Source organism: Planctobacterium sp. R6, from assembly GCF_055755215.1.
The window spans coordinates 39,833-64,044 of sequence record NZ_JBVTQY010000028.1 but is presented as its reverse complement, the minus strand read 5'-3'; the positions used below and the strand labels follow the sequence as shown (position 1 = coordinate 64,044).

At 40.5% G+C, this 24,212-nt stretch carries 42 protein-coding genes; 12 read left to right on the top strand and 30 right to left on the bottom strand.

Annotated features, from left to right (window positions below):
- Window positions 1-324, top strand: a 324-nt coding sequence (locus tag AC0J20_RS16480; RefSeq protein ID WP_473022567.1) for a hypothetical protein, incomplete at its 5' end; no start/stop codon positions are given.
- Window positions 325-445: 121 nt separating this feature from the next.
- On the opposite strand, the gene AC0J20_RS16475 is transcribed toward AC0J20_RS16480, so the two are convergent.
- The 17 genes from AC0J20_RS16475 to AC0J20_RS16395 all read right to left on the bottom strand — a co-directional run bounded on the left by AC0J20_RS16475 (window position 446) and on the right by AC0J20_RS16395 (window position 11,988).
- On the bottom strand, window positions 446-655 hold the full coding sequence (locus AC0J20_RS16475) for a hypothetical protein (RefSeq protein WP_473022566.1): 210 nt from the start codon (window positions 653-655) through the stop codon (window positions 446-448).
- A 7-nt stretch (window positions 656-662) separates the two neighbouring features.
- On the bottom strand, window positions 663-959 hold the full coding sequence (locus AC0J20_RS16470; protein ID WP_473022564.1) for a hypothetical protein: 297 nt from the start codon (window positions 957-959) through the stop codon (window positions 663-665).
- Between the two features lie 156 nt (window positions 960-1,115).
- The gene (locus tag AC0J20_RS16465) at window positions 1,116-1,439 is read right to left on the bottom strand and encodes a hypothetical protein (RefSeq protein WP_473022563.1); all 324 of its coding nucleotides are present in this window, start codon (window positions 1,437-1,439) and stop codon (window positions 1,116-1,118) included.
- A gap of 213 nt (window positions 1,440-1,652) precedes the next feature.
- Window positions 1,653-1,829, bottom strand: coding sequence for a hypothetical protein (locus AC0J20_RS16460; protein WP_473022562.1), 177 nt, complete (start codon window positions 1,827-1,829; stop codon window positions 1,653-1,655).
- 41 nt (window positions 1,830-1,870) lie between these two features.
- On the bottom strand, window positions 1,871-2,284 hold the full coding sequence (locus tag AC0J20_RS16455) for a hypothetical protein (protein ID WP_473022561.1): 414 nt from the start codon (window positions 2,282-2,284) through the stop codon (window positions 1,871-1,873).
- Between the two features lie 156 nt (window positions 2,285-2,440).
- Complete coding sequence (locus tag AC0J20_RS16450) at window positions 2,441-2,875, bottom strand: hypothetical protein (RefSeq protein WP_473022560.1); 435 nt, start codon at window positions 2,873-2,875, stop codon at window positions 2,441-2,443.
- A gap of 6 nt (window positions 2,876-2,881) precedes the next feature.
- Window positions 2,882-3,184, bottom strand: a complete 303-nt coding sequence (locus AC0J20_RS16445; protein WP_473022559.1) for a hypothetical protein — start codon at window positions 3,182-3,184, stop codon at window positions 2,882-2,884.
- Between the two features lie 115 nt (window positions 3,185-3,299).
- The gene (locus AC0J20_RS16440) at window positions 3,300-3,773 is read right to left on the bottom strand and encodes a hypothetical protein (RefSeq protein ID WP_473022558.1); all 474 of its coding nucleotides are present in this window, start codon (window positions 3,771-3,773) and stop codon (window positions 3,300-3,302) included.
- A gap of 20 nt (window positions 3,774-3,793) precedes the next feature.
- Entirely contained in the window at window positions 3,794-4,516 is a 723-nt protein-coding gene (locus tag AC0J20_RS16435; protein WP_473022557.1) for a hypothetical protein, read from the bottom strand.
- Between the two features lie 21 nt (window positions 4,517-4,537).
- On the bottom strand, window positions 4,538-4,801 hold the full coding sequence (locus AC0J20_RS16430; RefSeq protein ID WP_473022556.1) for a hypothetical protein: 264 nt from the start codon (window positions 4,799-4,801) through the stop codon (window positions 4,538-4,540).
- Between the two features lie 138 nt (window positions 4,802-4,939).
- On the bottom strand, window positions 4,940-5,278 hold the full coding sequence (locus AC0J20_RS16425) for a type II toxin-antitoxin system PemK/MazF family toxin (RefSeq protein ID WP_473022555.1): 339 nt from the start codon (window positions 5,276-5,278) through the stop codon (window positions 4,940-4,942).
- Window positions 5,271-5,537, bottom strand: a complete 267-nt coding sequence (locus AC0J20_RS16420; RefSeq protein WP_473022554.1) for an AbrB/MazE/SpoVT family DNA-binding domain-containing protein — start codon at window positions 5,535-5,537, stop codon at window positions 5,271-5,273. Before AC0J20_RS16420 ends, AC0J20_RS16425 begins: the two co-directional genes overlap by 8 nt.
- An 823-nt stretch (window positions 5,538-6,360) precedes the next feature.
- Entirely contained in the window at window positions 6,361-9,282 is a 2,922-nt protein-coding gene (locus AC0J20_RS16415; protein ID WP_473022553.1) for a hypothetical protein, read from the bottom strand.
- A gap of 197 nt (window positions 9,283-9,479) precedes the next feature.
- Complete coding sequence (locus tag AC0J20_RS16410; RefSeq protein WP_473022552.1) at window positions 9,480-10,661, bottom strand: hypothetical protein; 1,182 nt, start codon at window positions 10,659-10,661, stop codon at window positions 9,480-9,482.
- 306 nt (window positions 10,662-10,967) lie between these two features.
- Window positions 10,968-11,321: a hypothetical protein gene (locus AC0J20_RS16405; RefSeq protein WP_473022551.1), complete on the bottom strand. Its 354-nt coding sequence runs from the start codon at window positions 11,319-11,321 to the stop codon at window positions 10,968-10,970.
- A 180-nt stretch (window positions 11,322-11,501) separates the two neighbouring features.
- Window positions 11,502-11,726, bottom strand: coding sequence for a hypothetical protein (locus AC0J20_RS16400; protein WP_473022550.1), 225 nt, complete (start codon window positions 11,724-11,726; stop codon window positions 11,502-11,504).
- 121 nt (window positions 11,727-11,847) lie between these two features.
- Window positions 11,848-11,988, bottom strand: a complete 141-nt coding sequence (locus tag AC0J20_RS16395; protein ID WP_473022549.1) for a hypothetical protein — start codon at window positions 11,986-11,988, stop codon at window positions 11,848-11,850.
- A gap of 222 nt (window positions 11,989-12,210) precedes the next feature.
- On the opposite strand from AC0J20_RS16395, the gene AC0J20_RS16390 reads away from it, so the two are divergent.
- The 7 genes from AC0J20_RS16390 (at window position 12,211) to AC0J20_RS16360 (ending at window position 15,082) form a co-directional block, all read left to right on the top strand.
- Complete coding sequence (locus AC0J20_RS16390; protein ID WP_473022548.1) at window positions 12,211-12,369, top strand: hypothetical protein; 159 nt, start codon at window positions 12,211-12,213, stop codon at window positions 12,367-12,369.
- A 25-nt stretch (window positions 12,370-12,394) separates the two neighbouring features.
- Window positions 12,395-12,796 carry a hypothetical protein gene (locus tag AC0J20_RS16385; RefSeq protein WP_473022547.1) on the top strand — a complete coding sequence of 134 codons (402 nt, stop codon included), beginning with the start codon at window positions 12,395-12,397 and terminating at the stop codon, window positions 12,794-12,796.
- 47 nt (window positions 12,797-12,843) lie between these two features.
- A complete protein-coding gene (locus AC0J20_RS16380) occupies window positions 12,844-13,074 on the top strand; it encodes a hypothetical protein (protein ID WP_473022546.1) in 231 nt (76 codons plus the stop codon).
- Between the two features lie 57 nt (window positions 13,075-13,131).
- Window positions 13,132-13,509 (top strand): hypothetical protein, encoded by a 378-nt coding sequence (locus AC0J20_RS16375; RefSeq protein ID WP_473022545.1) that lies wholly within the window; start codon window positions 13,132-13,134, stop codon window positions 13,507-13,509.
- A 33-nt stretch (window positions 13,510-13,542) separates the two neighbouring features.
- On the top strand, window positions 13,543-13,809 hold the full coding sequence (locus AC0J20_RS16370) for a hypothetical protein (protein ID WP_473022544.1): 267 nt from the start codon (window positions 13,543-13,545) through the stop codon (window positions 13,807-13,809).
- A gap of 8 nt (window positions 13,810-13,817) precedes the next feature.
- Window positions 13,818-14,429 (top strand): hypothetical protein, encoded by a 612-nt coding sequence (locus AC0J20_RS16365; protein WP_473022543.1) that lies wholly within the window; start codon window positions 13,818-13,820, stop codon window positions 14,427-14,429.
- Between the two features lie 233 nt (window positions 14,430-14,662).
- Complete coding sequence (locus AC0J20_RS16360) at window positions 14,663-15,082, top strand: hypothetical protein (RefSeq protein WP_473022542.1); 420 nt, start codon at window positions 14,663-14,665, stop codon at window positions 15,080-15,082.
- A 416-nt stretch (window positions 15,083-15,498) separates the two neighbouring features.
- Here AC0J20_RS16360 and AC0J20_RS16355 read toward each other — a convergent pair whose 3' ends face one another.
- The 12 genes from AC0J20_RS16355 to AC0J20_RS16300 form a co-directional block, all read right to left on the bottom strand.
- Window positions 15,499-15,825 (bottom strand): hypothetical protein, encoded by a 327-nt coding sequence (locus tag AC0J20_RS16355; RefSeq protein WP_473022541.1) that lies wholly within the window; start codon window positions 15,823-15,825, stop codon window positions 15,499-15,501.
- 42 nt (window positions 15,826-15,867) lie between these two features.
- Complete coding sequence (locus AC0J20_RS16350) at window positions 15,868-16,125, bottom strand: hypothetical protein (RefSeq protein ID WP_473022540.1); 258 nt, start codon at window positions 16,123-16,125, stop codon at window positions 15,868-15,870.
- Window positions 16,126-16,152: 27 nt separating this feature from the next.
- Window positions 16,153-16,512: a hypothetical protein gene (locus tag AC0J20_RS16345; RefSeq protein WP_473022539.1), complete on the bottom strand. Its 360-nt coding sequence runs from the start codon at window positions 16,510-16,512 to the stop codon at window positions 16,153-16,155.
- Between the two features lie 9 nt (window positions 16,513-16,521).
- A complete protein-coding gene (locus AC0J20_RS16340) occupies window positions 16,522-16,806 on the bottom strand; it encodes a hypothetical protein (RefSeq protein WP_473022538.1) in 285 nt (94 codons plus the stop codon).
- Between the two features lie 17 nt (window positions 16,807-16,823).
- Window positions 16,824-17,120 (bottom strand): hypothetical protein, encoded by a 297-nt coding sequence (locus tag AC0J20_RS16335; protein ID WP_473022537.1) that lies wholly within the window; start codon window positions 17,118-17,120, stop codon window positions 16,824-16,826.
- A gap of 211 nt (window positions 17,121-17,331) precedes the next feature.
- Window positions 17,332-17,625, bottom strand: a complete 294-nt coding sequence (locus tag AC0J20_RS16330; protein ID WP_473022536.1) for a hypothetical protein — start codon at window positions 17,623-17,625, stop codon at window positions 17,332-17,334.
- A complete protein-coding gene (locus AC0J20_RS16325; protein WP_473022535.1) occupies window positions 17,588-17,860 on the bottom strand; it encodes a hypothetical protein in 273 nt (90 codons plus the stop codon). Before AC0J20_RS16325 ends, AC0J20_RS16330 begins: the two co-directional genes overlap by 38 nt.
- 18 nt (window positions 17,861-17,878) lie before the next feature.
- On the bottom strand, window positions 17,879-18,076 hold the full coding sequence (locus AC0J20_RS16320; RefSeq protein WP_473022534.1) for a hypothetical protein: 198 nt from the start codon (window positions 18,074-18,076) through the stop codon (window positions 17,879-17,881).
- Window positions 18,077-18,094: 18 nt separating this feature from the next.
- Window positions 18,095-18,418, bottom strand: coding sequence for a hypothetical protein (locus tag AC0J20_RS16315; RefSeq protein ID WP_473022533.1), 324 nt, complete (start codon window positions 18,416-18,418; stop codon window positions 18,095-18,097).
- 276 nt (window positions 18,419-18,694) lie between these two features.
- The gene (locus AC0J20_RS16310; RefSeq protein ID WP_473022532.1) at window positions 18,695-18,943 is read right to left on the bottom strand and encodes a hypothetical protein; all 249 of its coding nucleotides are present in this window, start codon (window positions 18,941-18,943) and stop codon (window positions 18,695-18,697) included.
- A 78-nt stretch (window positions 18,944-19,021) separates the two neighbouring features.
- The gene (locus AC0J20_RS16305) at window positions 19,022-19,222 is read right to left on the bottom strand and encodes a hypothetical protein (RefSeq protein WP_473022531.1); all 201 of its coding nucleotides are present in this window, start codon (window positions 19,220-19,222) and stop codon (window positions 19,022-19,024) included.
- 3 nt (window positions 19,223-19,225) lie between these two features.
- On the bottom strand, window positions 19,226-19,900 hold the full coding sequence (locus tag AC0J20_RS16300; protein ID WP_473022530.1) for a hypothetical protein: 675 nt from the start codon (window positions 19,898-19,900) through the stop codon (window positions 19,226-19,228).
- Between the two features lie 255 nt (window positions 19,901-20,155).
- Here AC0J20_RS16300 and AC0J20_RS16295 point away from each other — a divergent pair, with 255 nt between their 5' ends.
- Window positions 20,156-21,967: a DUF4942 domain-containing protein gene (locus AC0J20_RS16295; RefSeq protein ID WP_473022529.1), complete on the top strand. Its 1,812-nt coding sequence runs from the start codon at window positions 20,156-20,158 to the stop codon at window positions 21,965-21,967.
- A gap of 87 nt (window positions 21,968-22,054) precedes the next feature.
- Window positions 22,055-22,351 carry a hypothetical protein gene (locus AC0J20_RS16290; RefSeq protein ID WP_473022528.1) on the top strand — a complete coding sequence of 99 codons (297 nt, stop codon included), beginning with the start codon at window positions 22,055-22,057 and terminating at the stop codon, window positions 22,349-22,351.
- 370 nt (window positions 22,352-22,721) lie between these two features.
- On the opposite strand, the gene AC0J20_RS16285 is transcribed toward AC0J20_RS16290, so the two are convergent.
- Entirely contained in the window at window positions 22,722-23,156 is a 435-nt protein-coding gene (locus AC0J20_RS16285) for a hypothetical protein (protein WP_473022527.1), read from the bottom strand.
- Between the two features lie 262 nt (window positions 23,157-23,418).
- Here AC0J20_RS16285 and AC0J20_RS16280 point away from each other — a divergent pair, with 262 nt between their 5' ends.
- Complete coding sequence (locus tag AC0J20_RS16280) at window positions 23,419-23,778, top strand: hypothetical protein (protein ID WP_473022526.1); 360 nt, start codon at window positions 23,419-23,421, stop codon at window positions 23,776-23,778.
- Between the two features lie 60 nt (window positions 23,779-23,838).
- A complete protein-coding gene (locus tag AC0J20_RS16275) occupies window positions 23,839-24,204 on the top strand; it encodes a hypothetical protein (protein ID WP_473022525.1) in 366 nt (121 codons plus the stop codon).
- Window positions 24,205-24,212 lie beyond the last annotated feature (8 nt).

The window sequence follows — 24,212 nt, the reverse complement described above, 5'->3', positions numbered from 1 at the left end:
TTGTGGAACTTAATCCGGAGAGCAAAAAAGAAGCAGCTTAACGGCTTAGGCGACAACTACCTTGAAAAACGCCGGTACCTTCGTGATATTCCCAACCATCCTGTTTATTTGTTTTTGCTGGACAAAGGGCTTGTGCAGGAATCGGAAAGTCTTCGGTTTTCAGAGTTACCACTAAAACTATTGGAAGACGAGGATAAGACACTTCTGGCAGACATCGTTTGTCCTGGCAATGACAGTATCTATAATTTGTTGAGTAAATTACAACGGCGTCTGGATATGTGCTTGTGGGAAACCAGAAATAAAGATGTCCTGGATTATATTTAGGTACATTTTAACGTGCTGGAATTATTAAGAGCCAACAGAGTTTTTAGAGTTTGACTTTATCAATTCAGATTGAGTCTGGCGGAAAGAAGCCAAGGAATCTAATGTCGCCACATATGTCTAATTAGGCTATTGACTGTGATAACCCTTTTGCCGATATAGCGCCATGGGTATAACAATTACTAAAAGACACCATACAGATACCCACATCATTGTGATTAGGTATTGCGGGAATGTGCTCACGTTGTAGTGCTTTAAAGATATCTGAATAGCTGTGATAGAACATCCATATCGCACCCAAGTAAAACAAAAAATACCAAAAAGCTGACAGCATGTTTTCTTTACCTTTGTGATATGCAGTCCTGGATTATGCCTTTTCTGTAATGAACTAGCGCCTCATCTTCATAGCCCGGGTTCAGAATGTTTTTGGCTTCCTCTGGCAGCTTGATCTTACCCAGCTGATATTCCAGCTCCACTTCAGGCAAATCGCACACTATCGTCATTAGTGTACGATTTACTTCCTGCTGTGCTTTAAACTGGCCACTCATATTCGCAAATGGAACGCGATGCCTGTTAGCAGAAAATAGATATCCCTTTTTTTGACCATAAACGTAAATACCTTGCGTCTGATTTCTCATTATTGATTTTGGTCAGTGTCGAAAAACTTAAATGTCTTTCTGCGATCTTTGGCCAGCTCATCACTTCTCGCCCTTGCCTGGCCTGATATGCCAATCATCTGACCTTGTTCATCTGTAATAAAGCCCGACTCAATGTCTTGTATTTATAAGGCTTGGTTAGAATTTAAGGGTGTATGTGTAATCACCATTAGGGTCTGAAATTTCAAGGGAATTGTCGTCAATTCGAACTATATAGTCTGCAACTCCACTTTCTTTGAGGAGCGGTTCAACATAGGCTTTCTCGGCTAAAGTTGCTACAGTCACGTAGCTTCCTTTCTCTAAATTGTTATCTAAAACGTAATGAGGATAAGCTTTCCCGATCATTGCAATTTCTTCGTTTTGCAATATGTCATCAGTTAACAGACGGGCTTTATAATCATTTGTATTTTCAGTGCAACCACTAAGTACCAACAGCGCCATTACCAATACAGTTTTTTTCATTTCTTTTCTCCTGGCGCTTGAGGCGCAAAAATCATAATTGTCGTTCTTCCGTAAAAAATCCAATAACGCTTTTCGGCATTAAAGTGGGGGTTATACTTAACGCTTTTGTAAAGTAAAATTCCCCTGTCGCATATACAATAGGCAAAGTATTAAATGAAAAACTGTACACGACCAGCGCGAATTTATTCGCTTCTGGTGGCATACAATTTACAATCAGTATCCAGACGCTTCTAGCGCCTGATTATTGAATTCTTCCTGACGCACCTTAGTGTAATCAATTAACTCCTGCGCCTGCATAGCTGTCAAAACGATGCGGATCCCCTCGACACCTTGTTTTTGAGCATAGGGAATAGCTTCTTGCAGTTGCTGAATTTGCGTATCTGAAAGCATTATGAATTCCTCGAAAAATTTCCGTTATTTAGGCTGTGAAGTTAACTGACCTTTAGTGCATCTTTCCGGACAAGTGTTATAAGTGTTGACTCCACGTAATTTTGAAACAAAAAATCGTGTAAACCACCTGACAATACTTCAACCGCACTTTCATCGAATACGACAGAACAGTCTTCACCATTACATTTATAACTGACCGAGTAGTTGCCTCGCCAAAAATTGGGAGCAGGAAGATACCCAAAGTCTTTAACTTTCTCACCCTTATGAGAAACCACCTCTACCGTAACTTCGTCTCCACGCACCGTCAGCTCTAATTCAGCGACATTAGCAGAGTACTTATTCAATAACGCTGTAAAGTCCTCTTGCACTTCAGTTGGTGCCATGTATTTTCGACTTTCGCATCCTGTCAGCATTAAAATGGCCAGCCCCATGACAACTGCTTTTACTTGTTTCATTTTCACTTCCAACCTTGTTGTTTGATTTTTACTACGGTAACCACATTAACTCTCTTATGATTGTTCCTTTTTTCGGATCGCCGGTTTAGCCTTAAATCTTTCTTAGTATGAGTCCCAGGCGCATACAAGACAAATAACGTTGAATACAATACCCGATTAATCGGCCTTCGAATCAGAGTACCAGAGATAACACTTATCAGATTTACTTCTAAAATCATCTTCAAGTAAATCCGGTATCAATTCAATTACACAAGTAGCCGATAAAACCGGGAACTCTAAATCACCAACCCTTTTCAATTCGACAAGCTGTTGATACTTCAGAACCAGTTTTCGGCTTTTCACTGAATACAACTCCACCCCATCGCGATCAAGAAACGGCTCGGTCCCTTGATGTGTTGCTATTATCGAGGTATCAAATGCTTTCCTCTGACAAAGCCAATTTTCATCTTTTACACAAACAAGGATTGTTGACGTTCCTGGCTCATCAACTGGTTGGGTTAATTGCGATATGTCATCCACAACAATCTGCCCACCAATGGCGTGGCTAATGCACCCGCAACCCAACAACAAAACATTAAGTAATTTTTTCATAAATATTCACCCTAAACTTTGAAACTCATTACATCTTTTAAACTGGTGAGGAAACCATTTTTTATACAAGGTAAAATCAACCTCTTTATACTTGTTTGTGTCTGGTTCACGGATGGTATCCTTTAGTGACCTTAGTTTATGGCACTCAATTCTATCTTGTTGCAATTCCAAACGAGCTAGTGCTTTAAAAACAGGAAAATTCTCAGGGCTAGATAGAAATTTTATTTTTTCCGATTCATTTTTTTTCTGTTGTTCCCGTTTTTCTCTTTCCCCTAACAAAGCTGAAATCGAAAAGAATGCGATAGCCATGGTCAGGACTAGGGGGATTGGATCTCTACGGATCCAACTAATCACACCGTTATGTTTATTCTGGGCTTATGCAGGCTTTAAATTCGTCATCTATATCACCAGAGTTATAACCTTTCTATCCTATAGGCGCACTCAGTCTCAATGTACCGTTTACACAGGTAGTATCTGTGTAAGGGCTGAGACGCTCTTTTAAATATTTACAGGTGTCCGGTGTTAATTCGTTTAACACTAAAGTTATTAACTGACCATTTTGAAAAATATCTAAACTCTTGTCAGCGTACTGGCTGGCAATTTGAGGTGACAACAATGTCGCTTCAACTAAATTGTCGACCGATAGTTCATCATCATAGGTTTGTGCGTATTCTTTCGCGGCCATCATGATTTCGACGATATTGGATGTGGTGAGGCTTCTGTAACCTTCGGTATCGTCATCATTGGGCATTGACAGAAAAAGGTAGGAGATCAAACTAATCAACACTAACAAAGGGATAAAGAAGGAAGGTGTATCTGAGAGTATCCGGAAAAAGCCTGGCACTTCGGTTACAATTCGACTATCCGGACTGCTCGATTTGTTTCTTAATTTACTCATCGCTATATTCCAAAGTATGTTTATACAAAGAGATCGCGTAACTCTGTTGAATGACACTGGTCTAAGTTCAGCAAAACATCGAATTCGTTTTCGCCAACAACTTTATACAATACAATCCCATCATATTTGGACAATGATGTATTTACGGCTGACGTCGGTTCGTACTCTCTAAACAGCCTATCTAACACGTTGCGCCCAACGCCTTTGAATGATAGATATAAGCAGTCATTATTCGTTATTACTGCGCTTAATTTGGTGCTATCAGTTAGACCATTTAATTTTTCAGGATTAACAACTGGCAAATCAGCTGTTGGTAACTCAGAAGCCTCTGCTATAGCGCTGTTCATTTTCTCTATCGAGGATCTGAATCCCTCAACAAATTGCTTTTGACTAATTTCACGATCAGTTAGCAGCCACGACCATTGCCCGTCATGATCAATGTTACGGAACCTTGCTGCATCAATACAAAGCACTATACCAACAGCACACACCACCACTTTAAACGCGATTGAAGAAGTCTTGGTATTTTCCGGTACTAAATGCGATTTGTAGGCAAGCATTGCTACAAATAAAATACAGTAAAAAAGGTTAGGTATAATTCCACCATCTTCTGTCGCCCATTTGTATGACAACAAACCGAACACAGACATACCCGCTAGAACATCCAGTTTGCTCGGCGCAAATAAGCCTATCACACCTATAGGTCTATCAAAGCTTAGTAGTTTCTTTGAAGCGTATCCCAATGTAAATTCTCCTTATTCCGATCATTTAATATTAAGGCTGAAAAGTTGAACTCCTGAGCCATATCCATGCTGTAATTGCATGCGCTCAAAAGAGGCTATCTCTTTAACGGTTCGTTGAGATAAAACAGGGTTTGGTCTATCAACTGAGTAAGCAAAACAGTTTTCTTTGCTTTGCGATGTAAGCTGCACACATGAGCCGTTATCCAAAAATGTATCATCAGAGGTTATCTGATACTCATGACGCTTAACTTTTAGCGTGATGCAGGGTTTATCTAAATCGTCCATACTTTTCCCACCAGTTAATTGATATTTTTCATCCGAAAAGAGGGGATGCTCCCCCGCTTACCGCTCTTTTTGGCCACATCCGTGATAGTTGCGGGCCATGATTTGCGTGCGGGCTTTACCAAACATGGTCATTTCAATTTAACTCACTAAAACTCGTACTCGCGCCAGGGCTTCATCAATGATACGTTTAGGTGCTTTTTCAATAAACTTGATGCCACGATACTCGTAATCAATGGTTTTCACTTGCTGACATAAAACTACGCCTTGTGTCGCTGTTTTATCATCAAGTTTCACTTCAAAGCCGTGTCCTCTAACCGTAGACGTAATTGGCACAACCAAAGCAAGTTGAATCTGATTATTAAAAGGTTCTGGTGACAGTACTAAAGCTGGACGTTGATGCGGTTGCTCGTGGCCAGCAGACGGATCAAAATCCGTAAGCACAATGTCACCACGTTTAGGGATATACTTCTTAGTCATTAACCTTTTCTCTGCCTGCCGGTGAATCATTCAGCCACGCTTTATCTTCATCACCTAAACCCACGCTTTCAGATCCTGACTGTGCAAGCAATTCATCAAGCGTGTACTCTGGCGTTTCAGTGATTGGCTCAATCACAATACGACCTGCTTCAACTCTTGCATCAACCTTATGGTTAACATCAAGATCTAGCTCTTTGAGCAAGGCGGCGGGAATAATCGCCCCCTTTGAGTTCCCAAATTTTCTAATTGTAGTTTCCATAGCAGAACCACCTTTGTAATAACATAGTAATAACTATATCAGGTCACTTTAAAGTTGCAACATTGTTATTACATAAGGTGGCGTTTAAAGCTGATACAATGTGTCTTATATTGGTATCAAGTGAGGGTTCAGGTCCCTTTCTCTTTGAGTGCCTCTCATTTTGTCACTCACCGTGCACCTAAAGTAATGTTTCCGCCTTGCTCCAAACTTGTTTTCAATTTCAACCTCACCAGATACTTCTACCCAAAAGTCCACGTGATAATGTGGTCTTGTATTGATCTCAATCACCTCAAAGCTATAGGTTGATTCTCTGTCTATTGCATCTATACAAGCCTGTTCCTGCCAGTTCTGTTTAGTACAAGCGACTGAGAGTACGCACAAAGCGCAAACAAAAGACATCTTCCACCATCTGTGTGGTTGTTTAACTGCACCTTCAATCATTAAATTCTCCCTTTGTGTACTTTTTCATTTTGATCTGCTGACCTAAAAACGTTCTTTTGAAGTCAGAGAATTGACCTGGGCAAGACGACTTCTCTAAAACATCTTTCATTCTCTGCCACTATTACGTTTGTCTCATCGTATATATCTTGCAAACCAGTACTGTTTATCTTAGCGGAAGATTACCCAGACATAATACCTGGCACCTTAACCTGGTTTCATCCTGCATTCCCAAATTAATCCCGGGTAATGCTATTGCTGTGGAGAATTCACTCCACCAGCATTAAGGCGCTGGTGGAGTGAACGTTCCGCAGAAGCTTATTTGTAGTGGCCATTACGTCAACCAGCTCTTCTGATTTGCGGACCCATGCAAAACTTAGCCCGTTCACTCGATGATATTCATCAGAAAATCTGTTCCTTGTGGTTGTTCAATGCCCTCTAGTAGCAATTTTTTGATACCCCGGTAAGTATCTTTTTTCGTGTCTCTTTTCCAGTTTGAAAGTACTTGGGTGTCGGTATCGTGCAACTTATCCAGTAACGCATTCGTTACCTTCAAAGAATCAGGAAAGAATATTTGGCTGATATCGGATATGTCATTTAACTTGTCTACCATACTGGTCCATCCGAGTAATTCTGCTGCTTTCTGATTAATATCATGTCGTATGACAGATTTTATTTCGCCCGGAAGTTGCTTGATCAGGTGGACAATGGCTCTTGGTATATTGAATGAAATAACGTCCAGACAACGTTCAGAAAGACTGTCATCAAATGACACCGGCAATACAGGAAGAGCAACAGTAACTGATCTGCCGCTGGGCTTGGCGTATTCGTCCGATTGTTCCAGTTGTGCGAATAGCTCATTAATTGTATTAACGGTCATGGTGGTGCTTTGAGATTGCAGACATTCATTGATCATAGATAGCCAGTTACGAAAATTGCCCATCATTTTACTGGTGGATGCATGCAGTTTGTTCCATTGCACTCCAGAAAGACGGCGTCTTTTGAATTCAAATTCTTCCACGTTGTCAGTCAACAGATGCGTTACCGGAAAACTTTGAATATCTGAACCAATGAATCCAACATCCTCCAAATCATCACCTTTTATCAGATAACCTCTAAAGAATGGGTGGGCCTCACTTTGCATTGCGACATGGAATGAAGCGACGTATGACTCTGCAGTAGTGATGATGTAAGCTTTCCCTTCTTTAAAACTGAAAAATATTGGGCGCTCGCCTTGTGCATAGATGTCTGCAGCAATCATCTCTATGCGTTCGGGTCTGAATTGCATTTTCTTTTTGTATTGTCTTTTTATAATTTTAAGCGCTGCAGCAGAGGTTTTTTCACTATCATCTTTTACAGCGATAAACCACTCAAGGAACATGATCTTGATGTCGTCGTCAGACAAATCCTTAAAGTTGGTTCGCAGTGCCTGCATGATATCTTGATGCTCATTAAACACCTTCATTAAATAGCTTCTGGCTTCTACTAACAATTCCATATAGCCGCTATTCACAAGGTCTTCTCTGAGTTGGCGTGAAGCAAGGATATTTTCCATTACAGAGAAAGGCATTCTCATCGGATTAATGAAGTTGCTCCCCATCTTTTTCAGCATCCCTCTGAAGTTTTTCGTTTGTTTAGAGTTCCACTTAGTCAATTGCACCGGTATGCATGGCTCACCTCTGAACAATGTCATCTGCGCGACTGAGAATACCTCATCCTCATAGGGGATTTCCCAATCTGTAACGTGTTCGCAGCGGCCTTCTACCCAACGAAAAGCGCTGGGGAAGGTGTCCTCATTCACAACCAGGCGTGAATGAATAATGATATCGCCTTTCAGGTGGGTTCCATTGAAATTGTATTCGTCAAACCATTTGTGAATATTGGCAGGCAGGTCTGGATTGGCCAGAACATAATCTTCATCATTATAAAACCTCAGATTTTGATTGGCGTAATTGGGGGTTAAAAACGATCTGCCAATTCCCCGCATTGGTAGTTCACCAAATACGAGCTCTTCCCCCTGGTCTTCCCGATCACTGATCCCCTGTAAAGTGGCGCACACTGCCAAATAGTCTTCAGCCATATTGGCGAATTGGCGTTGTTGATTCACCAGGTTCACATCATCAGCATACACACCCTCAAAAAATGCGTTCATAGAATTATCAGTTGGGTATAGCTGTTGGTTGTAGTCGACAGGGGAGCTAATTGCCGTGACTTTCTCTCCGTTGCGTACCAGGATAAATGCAGATTTGTTTGCCCGGTCTCTTGTTACCCATTCACTTAAGGTTAGGTCATCATCTTTGTAGGTCGCAGAGGTTCTTCTCGGTCTTATCGTGACGATGCAACGCTGCAGAGGTAAAATGCGCTGCACTAAATCCGGGGACTTATTCATGAAATCAAAAAAGTCATTGATATTGCTGTAATCAAAGGTGTCATCTGAAAAAATTCGATGGGTGGCGATTTCTTCATTCATGTAAACCATCTGAGAATATAAAGTGTAAGCATCTGCAGATGATGATAAGGCACCGTCAATGACGACTTTGACTTCAACTTTTTCACCGAGGTAGAGCTTCATCGTATCAACCTTGCGCATGACATCACCGACCTTTCTGGACATTTCTTCAGCCTTGCCTTGTATTGCGTAGGCGTTCTCCATCATAAAGTCTTCTGTTTGTGACATGATGGTAGTGAGTTCTTTGGTGCGGATCTTGGCGAGTTCACCGGCTAACTTTCCTAAAGTTGCTCTGTTTTCCAGGCTTCTCTTGTACTCATTTATCTGCGACATTTCGGTTGACGATGTGATCAATTGAGTGCTGCTTGATGTCATCATTTCAGGTGAAGGTAAGGCACTGCCAATGTGAAGCTTTTCGCGGCCTTTGTGAATAGTTTCTGCATCATGATTGGCAATTTGCTGCAACAGCGATGTTGAACTGGATAACCCGTCAACGATTAATCGCTGGACTTCAGTGGCGTCAGATTCAAGCTGCTTCAGGATCTCTTTTCGCTCGGCTAAAGCAACGTGTTTTTCAACAGGTTTAAAATTGAGGAGAAACTCGTCTATCTCAAAAAGTATTTTAGCGCCAATGCCGTTTTCCTTTTTGGGCTTATACAGGACGACGGTATGTACTTCATCGGTGATCAGATTAAATTTAACGTCAATGATGATGTAAATGTTACCAGGTGTCAGGCTGTGTTCGACCTCTTCTTGCGACACTGGTGGATTAAAACGCCAGTAATCCCCAAACTCAATGTTTACGTAATTGTTATTACTGGTGACGCCGCCATCAAATATGTTTATGTCTCTTTTCATTTTATTCACCTGTATCAGTGCAAAACAACGTTAATCTTTTAATAAATTCTGGTGTTATAAATTCACCGTGGAGTAATCTTTTTAAACACTGTAAACAGCGTTACTATTCAATCATCCTCAGTCGCTCCATCTCTTTGCATTCATCCCAGGGGGATGCGCTAACTATCGCGTCCACCAGCTTTGTTATGGTGTGTCCTTTAATGGGTTATTTCACCGGCACATTTGTAAGCCGACAGTAGGGCCGCATCGCAGTCTATGGCGCTGTCGGTAATGAGAGCATCGCTCAGTGATATCATTTGCTGTCGGATAAACTCTGTTTGTTTTACTTCAATGTATTGATGGTAATGTGCGACCAAAGCTCCACAGAATACGTCCAGCCACTGGTTTCCCTGTTCTTGTTGGTCGTATCTCAGTTGCTTGGGGTGTACTCTTTTGCTAAAACCAAAACTTCCCGTAGCTTCCAGTGTTAATCCATTAAACGGTGGAGGGGAGGGTATTTGTGCTTCTTCGTCATCAAGGAGCTGCTTTAATGATTTGGGAAACAGGTTTGGTAATTGATTTCGAATGACTTGTCTGACCTTTTTGCGCATTTCTTGCCAATGCGTATGGGTGTCGATGGTGTTAATGTTTTCACATTTTTCTGGCTCAAAAAATTTAAAATCCGATCCCGTTTTTACCTGGCAAGCGGTATTAAGATAATCAGCAATAGCATATCGTTCGTCTTGTGCTGCGTACCTTTCTGCCAGGCAGTAATGATGTTGTTCGAGGTCGTTGATCAGGCAATTAACAACGTCGTTTAATGCTGCGGCGATATCTTCAGGCGTGTGCCCCTCAAAGGCACATTGCACATAATCAACAATGAACTTAAATTCCTCATGAAATGAACGTTGCATGACAGTGGCTTTTATTTGCTCTTGCTCATGACGCCATTCGTTTGTCTCTTTATCCTTGATTTGTTGTTGCTTAAAGTGGGTCAACATTTGCTGTTGTGAATTAATGCAATATCCACTGCTGGTGGCATAGGAATCAAACAGTGATTTTTGTGTCATATATTTGCTTAACCACCCAGGTGCATTAGCTTCCTTTATTTCTTTTAGCAGAAAATGGTTGGTGCCTTTAATCACTTCTTCAAGATACGCTGTAATGCTGGCGATAAGGTTTTTATCCTGACTTTTAAAGCAAGCTATATTCCCATGATTTATCACGGTAAGCTCATCATTGTCCCCGAAAGGATTTGTGCGCAATAACTCTTTAGTTATTAATTCATTGCCACCTTTAAGGTAGCCAAAATAGTACTGAGGTTTAGTCTGCAGTTTTCGCTGTTCAGTGTTGGTTTTATATAATTGAAAAGCGCGTTTTATGAGTTGTTCAACAGACATTTTAGTATTCCTCGTATGGCCTCTTTTGTTGGGGGTCCCCTTAATGAGGCATTCAAATGATATGTAATTATATTAATTACTTTTATAAAGTGTGTCAATAAAATAATTACATTTTTATGCGTTGATGCTAATAGTGATTTAGTACTAAAGGCGGGTGATGACAGGTCAGGAAGTGAAACCCTGTATGTGTCTCTGAACTGGGGATTTTAGATGATGTTACCAGGGCTGCTGCGATGCCCTGTCGCTGGTGGACAGGGCAGTTTGTGATCTTAATCAATCACTGAGAAAGAAAATTCAGAATGAGGTTTAAGCAAAAACCGAGTCGTCAAATCGAGCCTGCCAGTATTCCTTGGTTAAGATCCCGTAAACGGCGGGGAACTCTAAATCGTATTGCCTGGCACAACTTGCCAACAAGGAAGGTAATGTACCTGAGCTGCGCTTACCGTAAACATGAAACATTTTTGCCAGGTGGTAGACTTGCATGGCGGATAATCTGGTGCCTCTTATGGTTGTCAGGTACTCTGAAAACCCATTGTATTTTATGAAGTCTTGCTTAAATTTCTTAAAACCGCCGTTATCTGCATAAACTTTTGCTACAGCCGGTGTGTCACAACGGTTTCGGTATTCTGCTTTCAAAAACTGGTTGAATGTTTGAAACATTGATTAGGCCTCTGTTTGTTTTAATTGTCCTGAGTGGATGAATGTAATTATAATAGATACACTCTCGCTGTCAATAATATAATTACATTGGCGACCCGTTTCGGAAGTGTTTGATAACTGGCAATATCGAAGTGAACCGGTTTTTTTTGATGAGTAAGGTGCGGGCAGGGATGCGATTGACTAGCCTGTAGTTGTACCTATTACAATGCTCACGTTAAATCCCTTTTCAGTTAAAGGCTCCAGGTGTTCCTCATGTATTTCTGCCAGCTCTGATCTACTCCACATGATTTGAGGTAAGGGTTTAACTGCGATCGACACACTCAGCCCATTGACCGCTGAATAAGATGCATTTTTAAATGTGTTCTGTTGTTCACCAGCAGGCATGAAATTTAGTTCGAATGACATTGAAGCCTGGCTCCTGAATTAATGATAATTTCCAAACTTCTAATGACCCCGTCTGCGCTATGCTTTCCTCTTTAGGGCTAACAGGCGGTTAAGTACCCGGTAAGAGCGGCCAGCATTTTTTTCAATTCGCGGCTCCCAAAAAAAGCCACCCGATATCGTTAGGGTTTACTTTCCAGTTGATTTGTTCCAGGTCTTTTTTGGTTTGTGCCGCTGCCATATCTATATGACGGTCATCCAGCTGCGTTAATGTTGTAGTTCGCATAATAATTCCGTTATCTATGTTTGTTGATAGCTATCTGCAATGTGTCCGATTACGGAGTATGACTGTTGCAGATGCCTTACCATCAATGAAATTATTACAATTACATTAGAAAGTCAATAATACAATTACATTATATTTTTAATTTTAGTGTTGCAAACGTGCGAATCGCACGCTAAAGTGTAATCGTCATGATGCATTTACAGACTTACCAGGAGCTTCAAAATGACAATTGATGAATTCAAAGAAAAGTACCCCGGTGCTTCATGGTTAGAAGATATAAGTGGGTGTGAACGTTGGACCAATGGGCTTGAGCCTGACTCTAAACATGAAAGTGTCTGGTTTGATAGCGATGGTCAGGAATGCCAACATCCGGATTTTTAGGCGGAATATTTTGGAGAAAACGATAATGAGAGAATTAGATGAAAAACACGTAAACACGGCGCTGGCCGCACTGCGTTTTGCACAAGATAGCATGGAAGAAGGATCTAAAGCCTTTCAAAACATGATTCATTTTAGTGATACAGAAGCCCCAACAAATGAAAGCATTGATGAAGTTTGCGAAACAATCAATAGTGAATCTGTTTTTGTTGGCACCTCTAAATCACTTCAAGCAAACTGGATGTCGGGCCGAGAGCAGGGGATTTGGGAGGTTATTGCAAAAGTTGCAAGAGAAAACAAAAAGTTGGCAATCTCTCTTGCTCGTGAAATGGAAGTTACAACAACCAATATTCACGAATTTGATTGGGAAAACTTTACTGAGATTTTTGGCTCAAAAGAAGCTTTTTTGAAAGCACGTAATGGCGAATAGTTGTTCGCCCATTATCAGTTGATAGTTTAATTTTAGGAGATCATCAAATGTCACAACTTACTATTGAAGAAGCTGGCTTAATCCTGCAGTGGATCGGCAAAGAAATGTTTAACGATAATGTGATAGCAGCTGCCACCGTCCAGTTTAGAGAACACGCTCACAAAGCCGAAGAGTTAGCGGATTTTCTAATTGAAAATGATATTGATGAAGACAGGGCTTCTGAGCTAACAGAAAACGTAGACCTGGATGAATTGATTGGTTTTGATTTGCAGGATTAATCGCTCGTGGGAGTAGTACCAGGCGGCTGTGTAAATCCACTTTGAGTTTAAATAGTAGTGACTAATGAAGAATTGCTAAAAGCATACCTTGTGGTTAAGGAATTTTATGGTGTTGACGCACTCAATGGATTTGAAGCGGCCCTTGGTAACAAAAAGAAACCCGACATTCCGGATCATCTGCACGGCAGAAGGTTTTTAGAGTGGAATGCTGGTTACGATGCTGGCATGGAACGCAAACGAGCCAAAAAATGTTTAATATTTGGTCGAAAAGCAGATGGGACGTACTGGTCAGCAAGAAGGTCGGGGTGGAATGTTAATCAGGCTCAGGTGGCAAGCCAGGCTGAGCGAAATGGGGTTACAGGTGATGTAACCTTTGATTATTACGATACAGCATTGCAAAAAGTTCCTGTGCGTACCTACGTGTGCTGCATTTAGGTCATTACGATTACAAGTAAACCGGAGTAAAAGATGTCAGATGAACACTATACGAATCACGTAGTAATTTCTGAGTGTCAGGAAGAAGACGCGCCGGAAGTACTCTACGAAGTCAATTTCTTTGGTCCCGCTGAAGATTACGGCTTCGATGATATTACTGATTTTTTAACCGCAGAAGACGCTGCGGCCATAGCACAGGATGTTGCTGAAGATTGCAATTCGACAATTGTTTGGGAGTGCATCAAGCCGGGTGGTTTACCTGGAACAGAAGCCTCTGAACTAAACCTTTATAGAAAATAGTATCGATTATGGCTTACTCACTACCTGACAATGATCAAGATGTTTTGCGACATTGGCAACTGTACAAAAAAGTGTTGCACAACACTTTTGAAATCTCTGGTTTGCTCTGTGGATTTTCCATCAAAATCAATGAATACAGTCCTTTCAAAGTCAGAGTGCAAGGCTGTAAAGGTGAACGTAGTTATGTTCATTGGATTGAGTTGTTGAGCAACGGGACATCATTATATTTCAGAGTTACTGGTATTAATCCGGGGGTGCTGTTTTCTAAAAGAGGGCAGGCATTTTTGGGTAACGATAATAATATCAACTTAATTAAAGATGTCGTTGAGTTTACTGTTGGTAAGTTCTCAGAGAGATATGAGCGCTATTCCTTTCTTGAACAAATGCGACAAAGAAGTGAATTGGCATTCAGCGGAATAATAAAGCAAATGACATCAAGGCCGGAATGTAAATTTAGTGTTTCTCAGAGTGGTGTTACTGCAAACGTAATTGTGCCGAACATGAAAGGTCAAATATATGGAACAATAGATAATAATGGTCATGCAAGTTTCAGTATTAACTTACGTAATGTTTGCCCTAAAAAGACTGCGCAAATTGCACAACTATTAAGTGAAAATTAGATGCGGAACTATGTATGCCGGTTGTTGATTTTGTAGTTTCTGATGTGTAGCCAAAGCGCCATTGCTCAGGCGCTCCCTGAAATTGATGACAGGCCCTGGGGTTTTTATGTGATCGCGTTGCTCCTTTTCTGCTGCTTTTTAATATGGCTTGGCATTAAAACCACCTCTGATGGCAGCTTGACCTCTACTTTTAACTTCGGTTCAAAATGAGGGGGTTACGGTGGCAGTACGATGTGATGAATATGCCTGGCCTTGGTACCAACAAGTCAGGAATAGTATTTTTATCAAAGGCGAATACTCAAATGAAACTTAAGAGAGTTAAGCAATGTGCTAAATGCCCATGGAAAAAGCGGGTTAATCCGCATGATATCCCCAATGGGTACGATATAGAAAAACACAAAGAGCTTATATCGACAATTGCCGATCCTGATGATGCTTTTTCTACACTAGGAAACACACTCAGAGTCATGGCCTGTCATGAAACTGCAGATGCACATTGTGTCGGTTGGCTGCATAATCAGCTTGGCCCCGGAAACAATATCGGGCTAAGATTGAAGATGCGTAACTGTGAAAATATCTCAAAACTTCAGGTCGTTGGGGAGCAGCATGAATCCTTTGGTGAGACCTTGCCTGTAGCGAAGGCTTTTGAATAAATATTACCAGGATGAAAATGCATCAACATGAGCTAGAGAGTGTCAGAAACAAGTTTAAATCGCTTGTAGAGCAGTGTGATGATTTTACTCATGCAAGCGACATCATTAAATCACACACTTACGGCATAGGTATCGATCGTTCCACTGTGAGCCGGATTTACAAAGGTGAAGGTAAATCCGGTGTAATATCAATGGCAACCAGGATACTAGAGTTGCATTTTGAACGAGAATGTAATACTCAAAAAAAGTAAGTCGGACAATTGGATTTTCCGACCCTTCTTAACTATTTTGATTACAACATGCGCTCGTGACGCAAACTAATTTTTTTGCGAGACTGACTCATCTTTTTATGCCTGTCTTGAAGAGTTTCATGAATTTGTCCCTTATCGTTAAACTATGCTTCTACGCGACGCATTTTAGTCAAAGGTTACTCGTACCAGCGCACCGGTATCAGTCGTGCATGAAAAACTGCTTTCTTTGCTCATTTTCTCACAGTTACCAAACTCTTCACTTTCAAAGAGCAACTGTGAGCCGGCATTATTTGAAGCAAGAACAATCGTCGTGCTACCACTATCCGTAGTTGAGGTCACTTTTGCAGCTGCCATCGGTGATACCACATGCGACCATTCGCTGATATTACCGTCTTTCATAATCTCAACCTTAAACGGCTTTTGTACAGTCAGATCCTGCGAAGATGCGCTCATGCTAATTGCCAAAAGACCAGAAAAAATCACATATTTCATTTTTATTTTCTCCATATTCCAATGGTGCGCAAAGCCCGTTAATTAGTTGATAAGGTCGTCTTCGTTATAGCGTCTAACTGCATCTCCAACTGAGCTTGCATCGGTCCAAACGGTCATACCGTTAGAACCCGAACCAACGTAAACAATCCCAGCTCTATTGATACCGTCGTGGTAAGCAACGTGTATATCACCCTCAATCGCAGCATTTTCCAAAGCAATTTCGTGAAACTCAAAACCTGCGTAATCTTCCGCTATATCTTCTTGCAGTGCTTTATCTAAATCTTTAAATTCAATCTCCATAAATTTCTCCTTTAATTTCAACGTAGTTTATTGATGTACAATTTTCAGCAGACTTTCAACTTTTTCCAGAGATAGATTTTTTACAAAATCATTCTTTGAAAATGCTTCAATTAATTCCCTTCGTTGAGCTGTCGCGTTTCTTTGCTTTTCCATATCTTCGGCTGTCCTGAACACTTCGATATAACTGTCAGTAACAGATCCTCTTGACAGAACAAGACCAAAATCAAGTTTGCGTACAATTCGATAACTTTGATTATCGATTGCTGCATTAACTCTAGCGAAATGAGTTAAAGTACCCACAGCTTCAATGCGCTGCTTCCGAGATACTGAACGGTCCCATTTAACTAAATAAACTTCATTACCTACGTCAGCTTTAGAAATCATCATTTATTCCAATTACAAAGTTCGAGCGTCAGCAACGCCCTTTGATGTAAGTTGATAATGCTGTCCACTTCTCAAAACGACACCATCATCAACCATTGTTTTTATTGTTTTGCTTATTGCTAACGCAGCAGCTTGAGGTGTAGCAAAAACATAGCCTTCAAATGCAAGATCACTAATTTCTGACAGACGTAACTCACACTGTTGACCGATATATGCCTTAAACCTAAGCATTTCTCGCAATACATTGGCTTTTAGTTGCTCGCTAGAAAGGTGTTTTTCGCTGTTACGTTCTGACATTTAGGGTAATTCCAACCCTATAAACGTTCAGCGCTATCGAACATTACGTTCATCGCTGTTTTAAAATCTGATATTGAGCCTTTCAGCTCTGAAATATTGATATGCGACTTTTCATAAATTCGCATCATGGTTACTAATGACTGGTAATCATAAACATTCAATTCTGACCATGATTTCCCCCGGTAACCCTGCTTCTCATCAAGAAGATCTAGAGGCTCTACACCATCAACCAGGGACTCACCTCTAATCCAAACTTTTAACTTTTCAGGCCATGAAAACATAGCTTTTATTTTGGAGTGGTGAACTTTCATCATCAGTCAACATTTCCTTTCGAATGTAATTCAACATGGAATTCAACAGCTTCCTTCATTGTGAATTTATTCTTTGGATAACGAGTCGTTCGATGTTGATCCTGAACACACCACTCAATATTTGAGTCGTTCCAAATCTGCATTCTCAATCCCGCTTTTTCACGTTTATAAATTCGCATGCACATTCACCGAAAAATTTTCCAATACTTTGTTGTCACCGACTCATACTGCGTGAATAGGGCATATTAGCTTTAACAAACTCCCAATTAGCAATATTTAATCTAGTCGCTGTATCATCGAGTTTAGTAACAAGTTGCTCAATTAGTTCCGCAGAATCAACATCACAGTCATTTAAGCCTAATGTGCAGTACAAAAACTCTAACGCAAACGTTAACCCTGTACATTCGTCAACATCACGCTCTGAGTAAAATGTAAATTCGTTGAACGCAATTAAATCGCGTACTGCTTTTTCAAGCGATTCGTCTGGGATTTTTGTTAGTTCTGACATGACATTCACTCCAATTAACATTCCAACACTCTATTCCTTCATAAGGAGGCTCAATCGCATAAGCAACCAGCCCTATGACTTTTTGCTCCTCGATGAGTGCATGGGTTATCCTTGCACCGCCATCCGGGTAGTCAACTTTCATTACCATTTCATCGTCAGTTAACAACCGATGTACCCGAATGCCTGTATTCACCGCATTCTGGAAATGTGATAAAGCTTCTTCCATATCAACCATTTGCCATTACGTTTCCCATCACAACTTAGGCCATGCATCTTCGTGGTCGATAAAGGTAAGATCAGCTGAATCGGTTCCAGCATCACACGCTTTTTCTCGGTCAACATTTGCTTCATGCAAAATAGTTTTCGCAACCGTTGGTTCATCACACATTTCAATACAGCGAGCAGCTGCGTAAACGATGCCTTGGGTAAAAATATCGTTATCTCGTGACATATTATTTCCAATATTCTTTTAATAAATCCAAAGTGATTCACCGAGCATATCAACCACCATTTTCAAAGCTTTGCTTTTCTTGGTTTGATACAGGTCGTGAAGTGCTTGGTGAAACGCAATAGTTTCTTTCTTATTGAGTCTCAAAAAAGGTTCCTCAAATTGTGAACGTATTAAAAATAGCTCACTCAACATTTGTATTGCCTTTTTCCTTTTGTTCGCTGCGTATTGCTCATTGAGCCATTTGTGAACATTGGTAAAGTCCTGCTTTCTACCTGTGAATATATGATCTTCACTGGCTGACTCACCGAGATTATTTAGCTTTGCAAATACTTCTAATGCCATACGCGAATTTTCCAATCGTTAAAATCTATTCAAAATTCAATGCCGGCAATCAGAAAAACGATTAAGGGCAAACTTCCAACTTGGTGAATTTATTTAATGCTGCACTCCGTGGAGTGCAGGAGTTAAATAAACTCTTTCGCCAGACTCTACAAAACACCATTAATGCCTTGCCAGTCATATCCTGTTTTCATTTGGCTTGCAGTAATATCGAGATACTGCCAATCCCGTCCCGAAGGAAATATATATTCCAATGGGGCGCTAAGCGCCCATTAAATTTTAAGCCAACTGCACATCAAACTGTGTGTCATTGGCCACCATGCGCTGAAACTGCTTATTACCTGAGACTGGCTTCAATGATACCAGTGTCGAGTCGTCATACCCCTTATAAGCAGCCTCAGTAGATGAATCCTGTCCATGAATAGCTACAAGCTCACACTTACCAACTTGTGGTAAGTCGATAAAGCAATCATGGTTCCACCAAAGCTGTTCAGAAATCGCAATATCGCTAATAGTTGCTTTTTTCATTTTTAGTCTCGTATAACAGTGAAGTAAGTATGAATAAACTATAGTCGCGGTGCGCGACCTTTTCAAGTATTATTTTGACTATTTTTCAGAAAAGTAATTGTTTGTTTTTGCAAACTGATAAATATCAATTAATCCTTGCTTTGTTGAGCCTGATTTATCTGACAAATCCGCTTTAAACTGTTCCCAAAAAGCTTGCATTTCTGCATCGTCTTTGAGTTCTTCTACTTTAAGGACTTGTTTTCGTTTAGCGTTGTATGTGCTGTGTTTATTACGCGTCATTTTTTAATGTCCTGTCACTTTTATTCTTGCATATACGCTATTGATAGCATCCGATAATTGCAGCAAATTACCGTTATACTTGTCAGTTACGATCTTTCTCGTTGAGTAGCCGAACAAATCAGCTACAACACCATGATCAACATTTTTAGCTAAGTGAATGATTAGCGAGTCCTCAAAGGTTTTCGCTGTAGCCCAATCTAAACCAGCTTTTTTAAGTAATGTGTTAACTTTGGTTCTGAGGTTAGTAGGCTGCTTATTAATGCCGCTCATAACTGCTCGGTGACTCATAGCGTATTCATTCAGTCGGTCATTCAATAAAGAAGGTGCGAACTCAGAAAAACCCCTATGCGTACCAAGGTTATGTCTGAATTTGGGTGGTAATTCTTGCTGCTCATACCATGCAAGATAGGTTTCAAGAGCTTGGCAGAATACCTCTGGCACTTCTATGACTCGATCTTTCTTACTGCGACTATAAGCGGCTGGTAACACCCATTTTCGGTACACTTCGCCCTTGTCACTTATTAACTGGTGCAAGCGCAATAAATTATGCTCTGTAAGCGACAGAGGAACGTAAGTTAACTGTGCTATTAGATACCTATCTTTAACTGCGAACTTGCCTGTACAGGCGGTGTTTAATAGCGAATCTATATCACTATCGACAAATATCTGCCTCAACATTTATGTAATTGCATATTTTATATATATTACTTTGCAATATAGATTACACTATCACAGTGCAATAACAAGGCAATTGAGGCAATAAACTAGGGGCGATATTGGAATAGGTCGAGAAGGTTATGGCTTTTCATCTGATTCAAAATATATTTTAAAAAGATATTAAAAACCACTTGCATAGGCTACATTGTAGCCTATAATGAAATCTCTTTCAACAAATGCTTACTACGACATAGAGCATTAATAAACGAGGCAAGTATGGACTCCACAAATAGACAAAACACTTTATTGACTGTTGCTGAGCTAAAGGAACAAAACCAGGATTTTGAATGGTATCCAACGACTGAGGAACAAATTAAAACAATAGTATCTGACGTAAAACGCCTGGCTGCTTTTTATGATATTAATGACAGAGACGTAAAGCCGCAGATATTAGATATTGGTGCAGGTGATGGTCGCGTGTTACTGGCTTTATGTGATGCGTTGAATTCTGATAAAGGTGAGCGCGATTCTAAATTTAAGCCCTTTGCGATTGAAAAAGCTGAAGTTCATACAGCAACATACAGTAGCAAAGACATTACTTTGCTGGGTACAGAGTTTTACGAAACTAATCTGATTTCTAAAAACGCCAGTTTTGCGTTTGTAAATCCCCCGTACAGTGATTTTTCAAATTGGGTATCACGGATAATACAAACACTTAATTTTAACGTGCTCTATGCTGTTATACCTCAACGCTGGACTGAGGACGAACAAATCAAATCAGCGATGAAAGTAAGAGGTATTAAATACCAACAAGTGATTGGTCAATCTGATTTTCTTGACGCTGAACGACAGGCGCGTGCCAGGGTTGATTTGGTACGCTTTAGTTTCATTGATGTCAGCGACGAAGCGATGGCAGAAGAGCAGGCCAGGATTGAAGCGCGGTTTAAAGAAGACCGCCACAACTGGCGTTGGTGGAGACCTTCATTAAACAAAGATGTAACATGCCCATTTCAACAATTTATCGAAAATGATTTAGGACTGAAAAAGACACACTCAGAAACCACGGAAAAATTCAGAGAGTATGAACAACGGGAACGCATTCGCGCCCAAATGAATGACACAGGATCTGATTGTTACGCATTGGTTAAAAGTGAAGGAATTTTACACGCGCTGCTTGACAGTTATGAACGTGATTTGCAAAAAGTGCTTGAACAATACAAGTTAATCAGTCAGCTAGACGGTGCCATTTTAGCTGAATTAGGCATTGAACATAAACAAATTGTCGAAGGTATCAAAGAAAAGTTGTTTGGCTATCGGAATGTGTATTGGAGCTTACTTTTTGACCAACTCGATACGCTCAAAGAAAAGTTGATTACGACACATAAAAAAGACTTACTTAACACGCTATCAGCAAACGCACTTGATTTTACCTATACTAATGCGGTTTACATCATCACGTTTGCAGTCGATATGGCAAACGGTCTGATTGAGGAATCATTGGTTGACGTATTTAAAACACTCACTAACAAAGATTCAATCAAGACATATTACAAATCCAATGAACATATGTTTCAAGACGATTGGCGCTATTGTACCCGTTGGGACAATGATAAAGATGCACATAAAACGTGCAAACGTGAATTAGATTACCGATTTGTGTTTAGTGGATATGGAAATTTCGGTAATGCGTCTTACGAAAAGGGACTTAGAGAAGATGCGCGATGCTTTACGTCAGATCTTGTTGTGATATTTCGTCTCTTGGGTTACAGCAATTTGATGTTGTCGAATGCATATGATTACATCTGCCCTGGCGATAAAGTGACAATTTTTGGCACGGATCCAAGCGGAGAACGTATTGAATTGGTAACTATTCGATTTTATCTAAATGGCAACCGACATATGAAATGGGATCAAGAAGCTATGCTTCGATTCAATGTGACAGTTAGTCGGGTGCTTGGTTGGGTAAGAAACAAAGAAGACTTTGCCTATGAAACCAATCAGAAAAAATTTGTTGAAGATAACGTGTGGAATATCAGTGATAATTTACAGGTAGCCCCCTCGCAAATCTTACGATTAAAAGCTGCGTAAAATGAATAGAGCGCCTAACAAGGCTACGACCCCTTGTTAGGCTTGCCATTTAAAACGAGACGTAAAAAACAGCAAAAGAACTATATCATGGAAAAATTGACCAACAAACAATTCAAGGAGCAAGTGGACAGGTGGCAGCTTCTTATATCACAGGCCAATATTACTTTACCTAACGGCGAATCCTTGCCTGACAAGTTCTTTCATGTATTCCTGGGCGTTGGATATTCAACATTCAAAAAAATGGTATCTGGTCAGGGTTCAATCAGGCCCATACAACCCTATACAGCTAAAACCATTCGCTACATTAACAAGCTGGAACCTAACGTTTTTCTTGATGAAATACGCCTTGCCATTCCTGAATACATAGACCACTACAAAGGCTAACAAGTAGCCTTTAACTCCCTCTTTTATTACAAGTAATATGTTCATTTTTCATAGGTAGCATATTGGAATACTAGACTTTCTTAAGGCATTCCAATGCTAAAAATGAATGTTGGAATAGGCTACGGCTTGGTTTGTAGATCAGTGTAATGATTTAACGCAAGCAAGCTATATCATTAAATCACATACAGACGGCACAGGTGTTGAACGCTCCACTATGGTCCTAAAAATCGGATTTACTACCCCTTCTTATCTGTTTTGAATTGGTCATTTGAAAATGATCCGGACTCCCGGTTCCTGATCAATACCGTTGAGTCTACCTGGTCAGCATCTGAGGCTTAAGGGCGGTGGTATTCGGTTACCGCCCGTTCTGTTAATGGCACATATGGGGTTCTGGTAAGGCCTTTTTTTCAGCCGGTCCAGAGATTGGGTCCGTCTGTAAGGGCGTCATTTTAAACAGTGCATTGAGAACCCGGCACGTTTCCATTGCCTTAGCAGGATCACGGTAGCTTTGCTGGTGGCTATGCGAAACAACGCCATTGCTTATCCGGTCTTCAGTGACCAACACGATGTCATACCAGGCGCCATTCTTATCAACCTTGAAATGCTGTTCGATTTCTGAGAGGGCAGCAAAATAATGTGCTTTTGCATATTCATATGCGGCACATTCTGTGAGTGGGCTAAATGCTTTATGTAACCCAGTCACAAAGGCTCGATGTGCACTCGCAAAATCGTGGTTTTGTTCAAATTTTTCCATGTGCAGGCGGTCTACTTCGCTCCGCAATATATCATGTCTTGGCAGTCTCATTATCTTATTCCTGTAGAGTGAAATGCTAACAATGATGAAATTGTATTAATTACACCGCGAAGTGTCAATAAAACAATTACATTGTCTTTTCATTTTCTGCAGCAATTAAGTTCCACGCAATTCGTAATCAGTCATCGATATCGTGACTATAGAGGTGAAGGTTTCACAAAATAAGTGTAATTATTATATTGACATATTGGCTGTAATTGATATATTTACACTCAATATTAAACAACCACTTTTTTTCACAGGTAATACTACTATGAACCGTTGGATTGACACTTCCGAATATGATGAGTTCCAGACTATGGTTGCTAATGTGTTTAACAAGCATGGGTGGGACAAAACCTGCGGCGCGTCTTGTGCTGTTGCGAAAAGAACGTTCAAAACTATTGCTTCACCAAATGACGCTATAGTGTTTCTTTCTCAGTACGATGCAGAGCATGCTTACCTTACTGCGGAATTTATTACTGAAGGGAATAATATTTTAATTACCACCACTGCGATATTACCTAAAACGTCTGACAAAAGCGCCGTCGACAGTATTGTCAGACGATATATTGCAGACATGGAAAACGTGATCAAGCGTTGTCGCATGGTGGCCCTGGCATCGTCTGAGTAGTGTGCAAGCTTAATGCTCATACCTGATGGTTTCTGACTGATAACAATGGAGTAACTTACAATGCACGAAATTTTAATAGCATGGCCTGCTGATGAAGATAATGAATGGAATAACGCGATTAAGACGGAGCCACGCTTAGCGAAAATGGCGCTACTGTATTCTCAGTCCCACTTGCGTCCGGAAGGTTTTTTAAAACGATTACTGGAACCATGGGAATGCGACAAAGATTACAATGAAATGCCGGATGAAAAAGCCGCGGCACATTGTCTTCGATACGCTTTAGAGTGTCGCTTTTCTCACAGTCATTTCGATAATGATATTAACGCATTTCTTGCAGAGTACTGGAAATACATTCGCCCAGAAAACCCAGAAAAAGTGACCTTAATTTTTAACCCTGGTGAGTACGAAACCCGACAGGTGATTTAACGGGGATA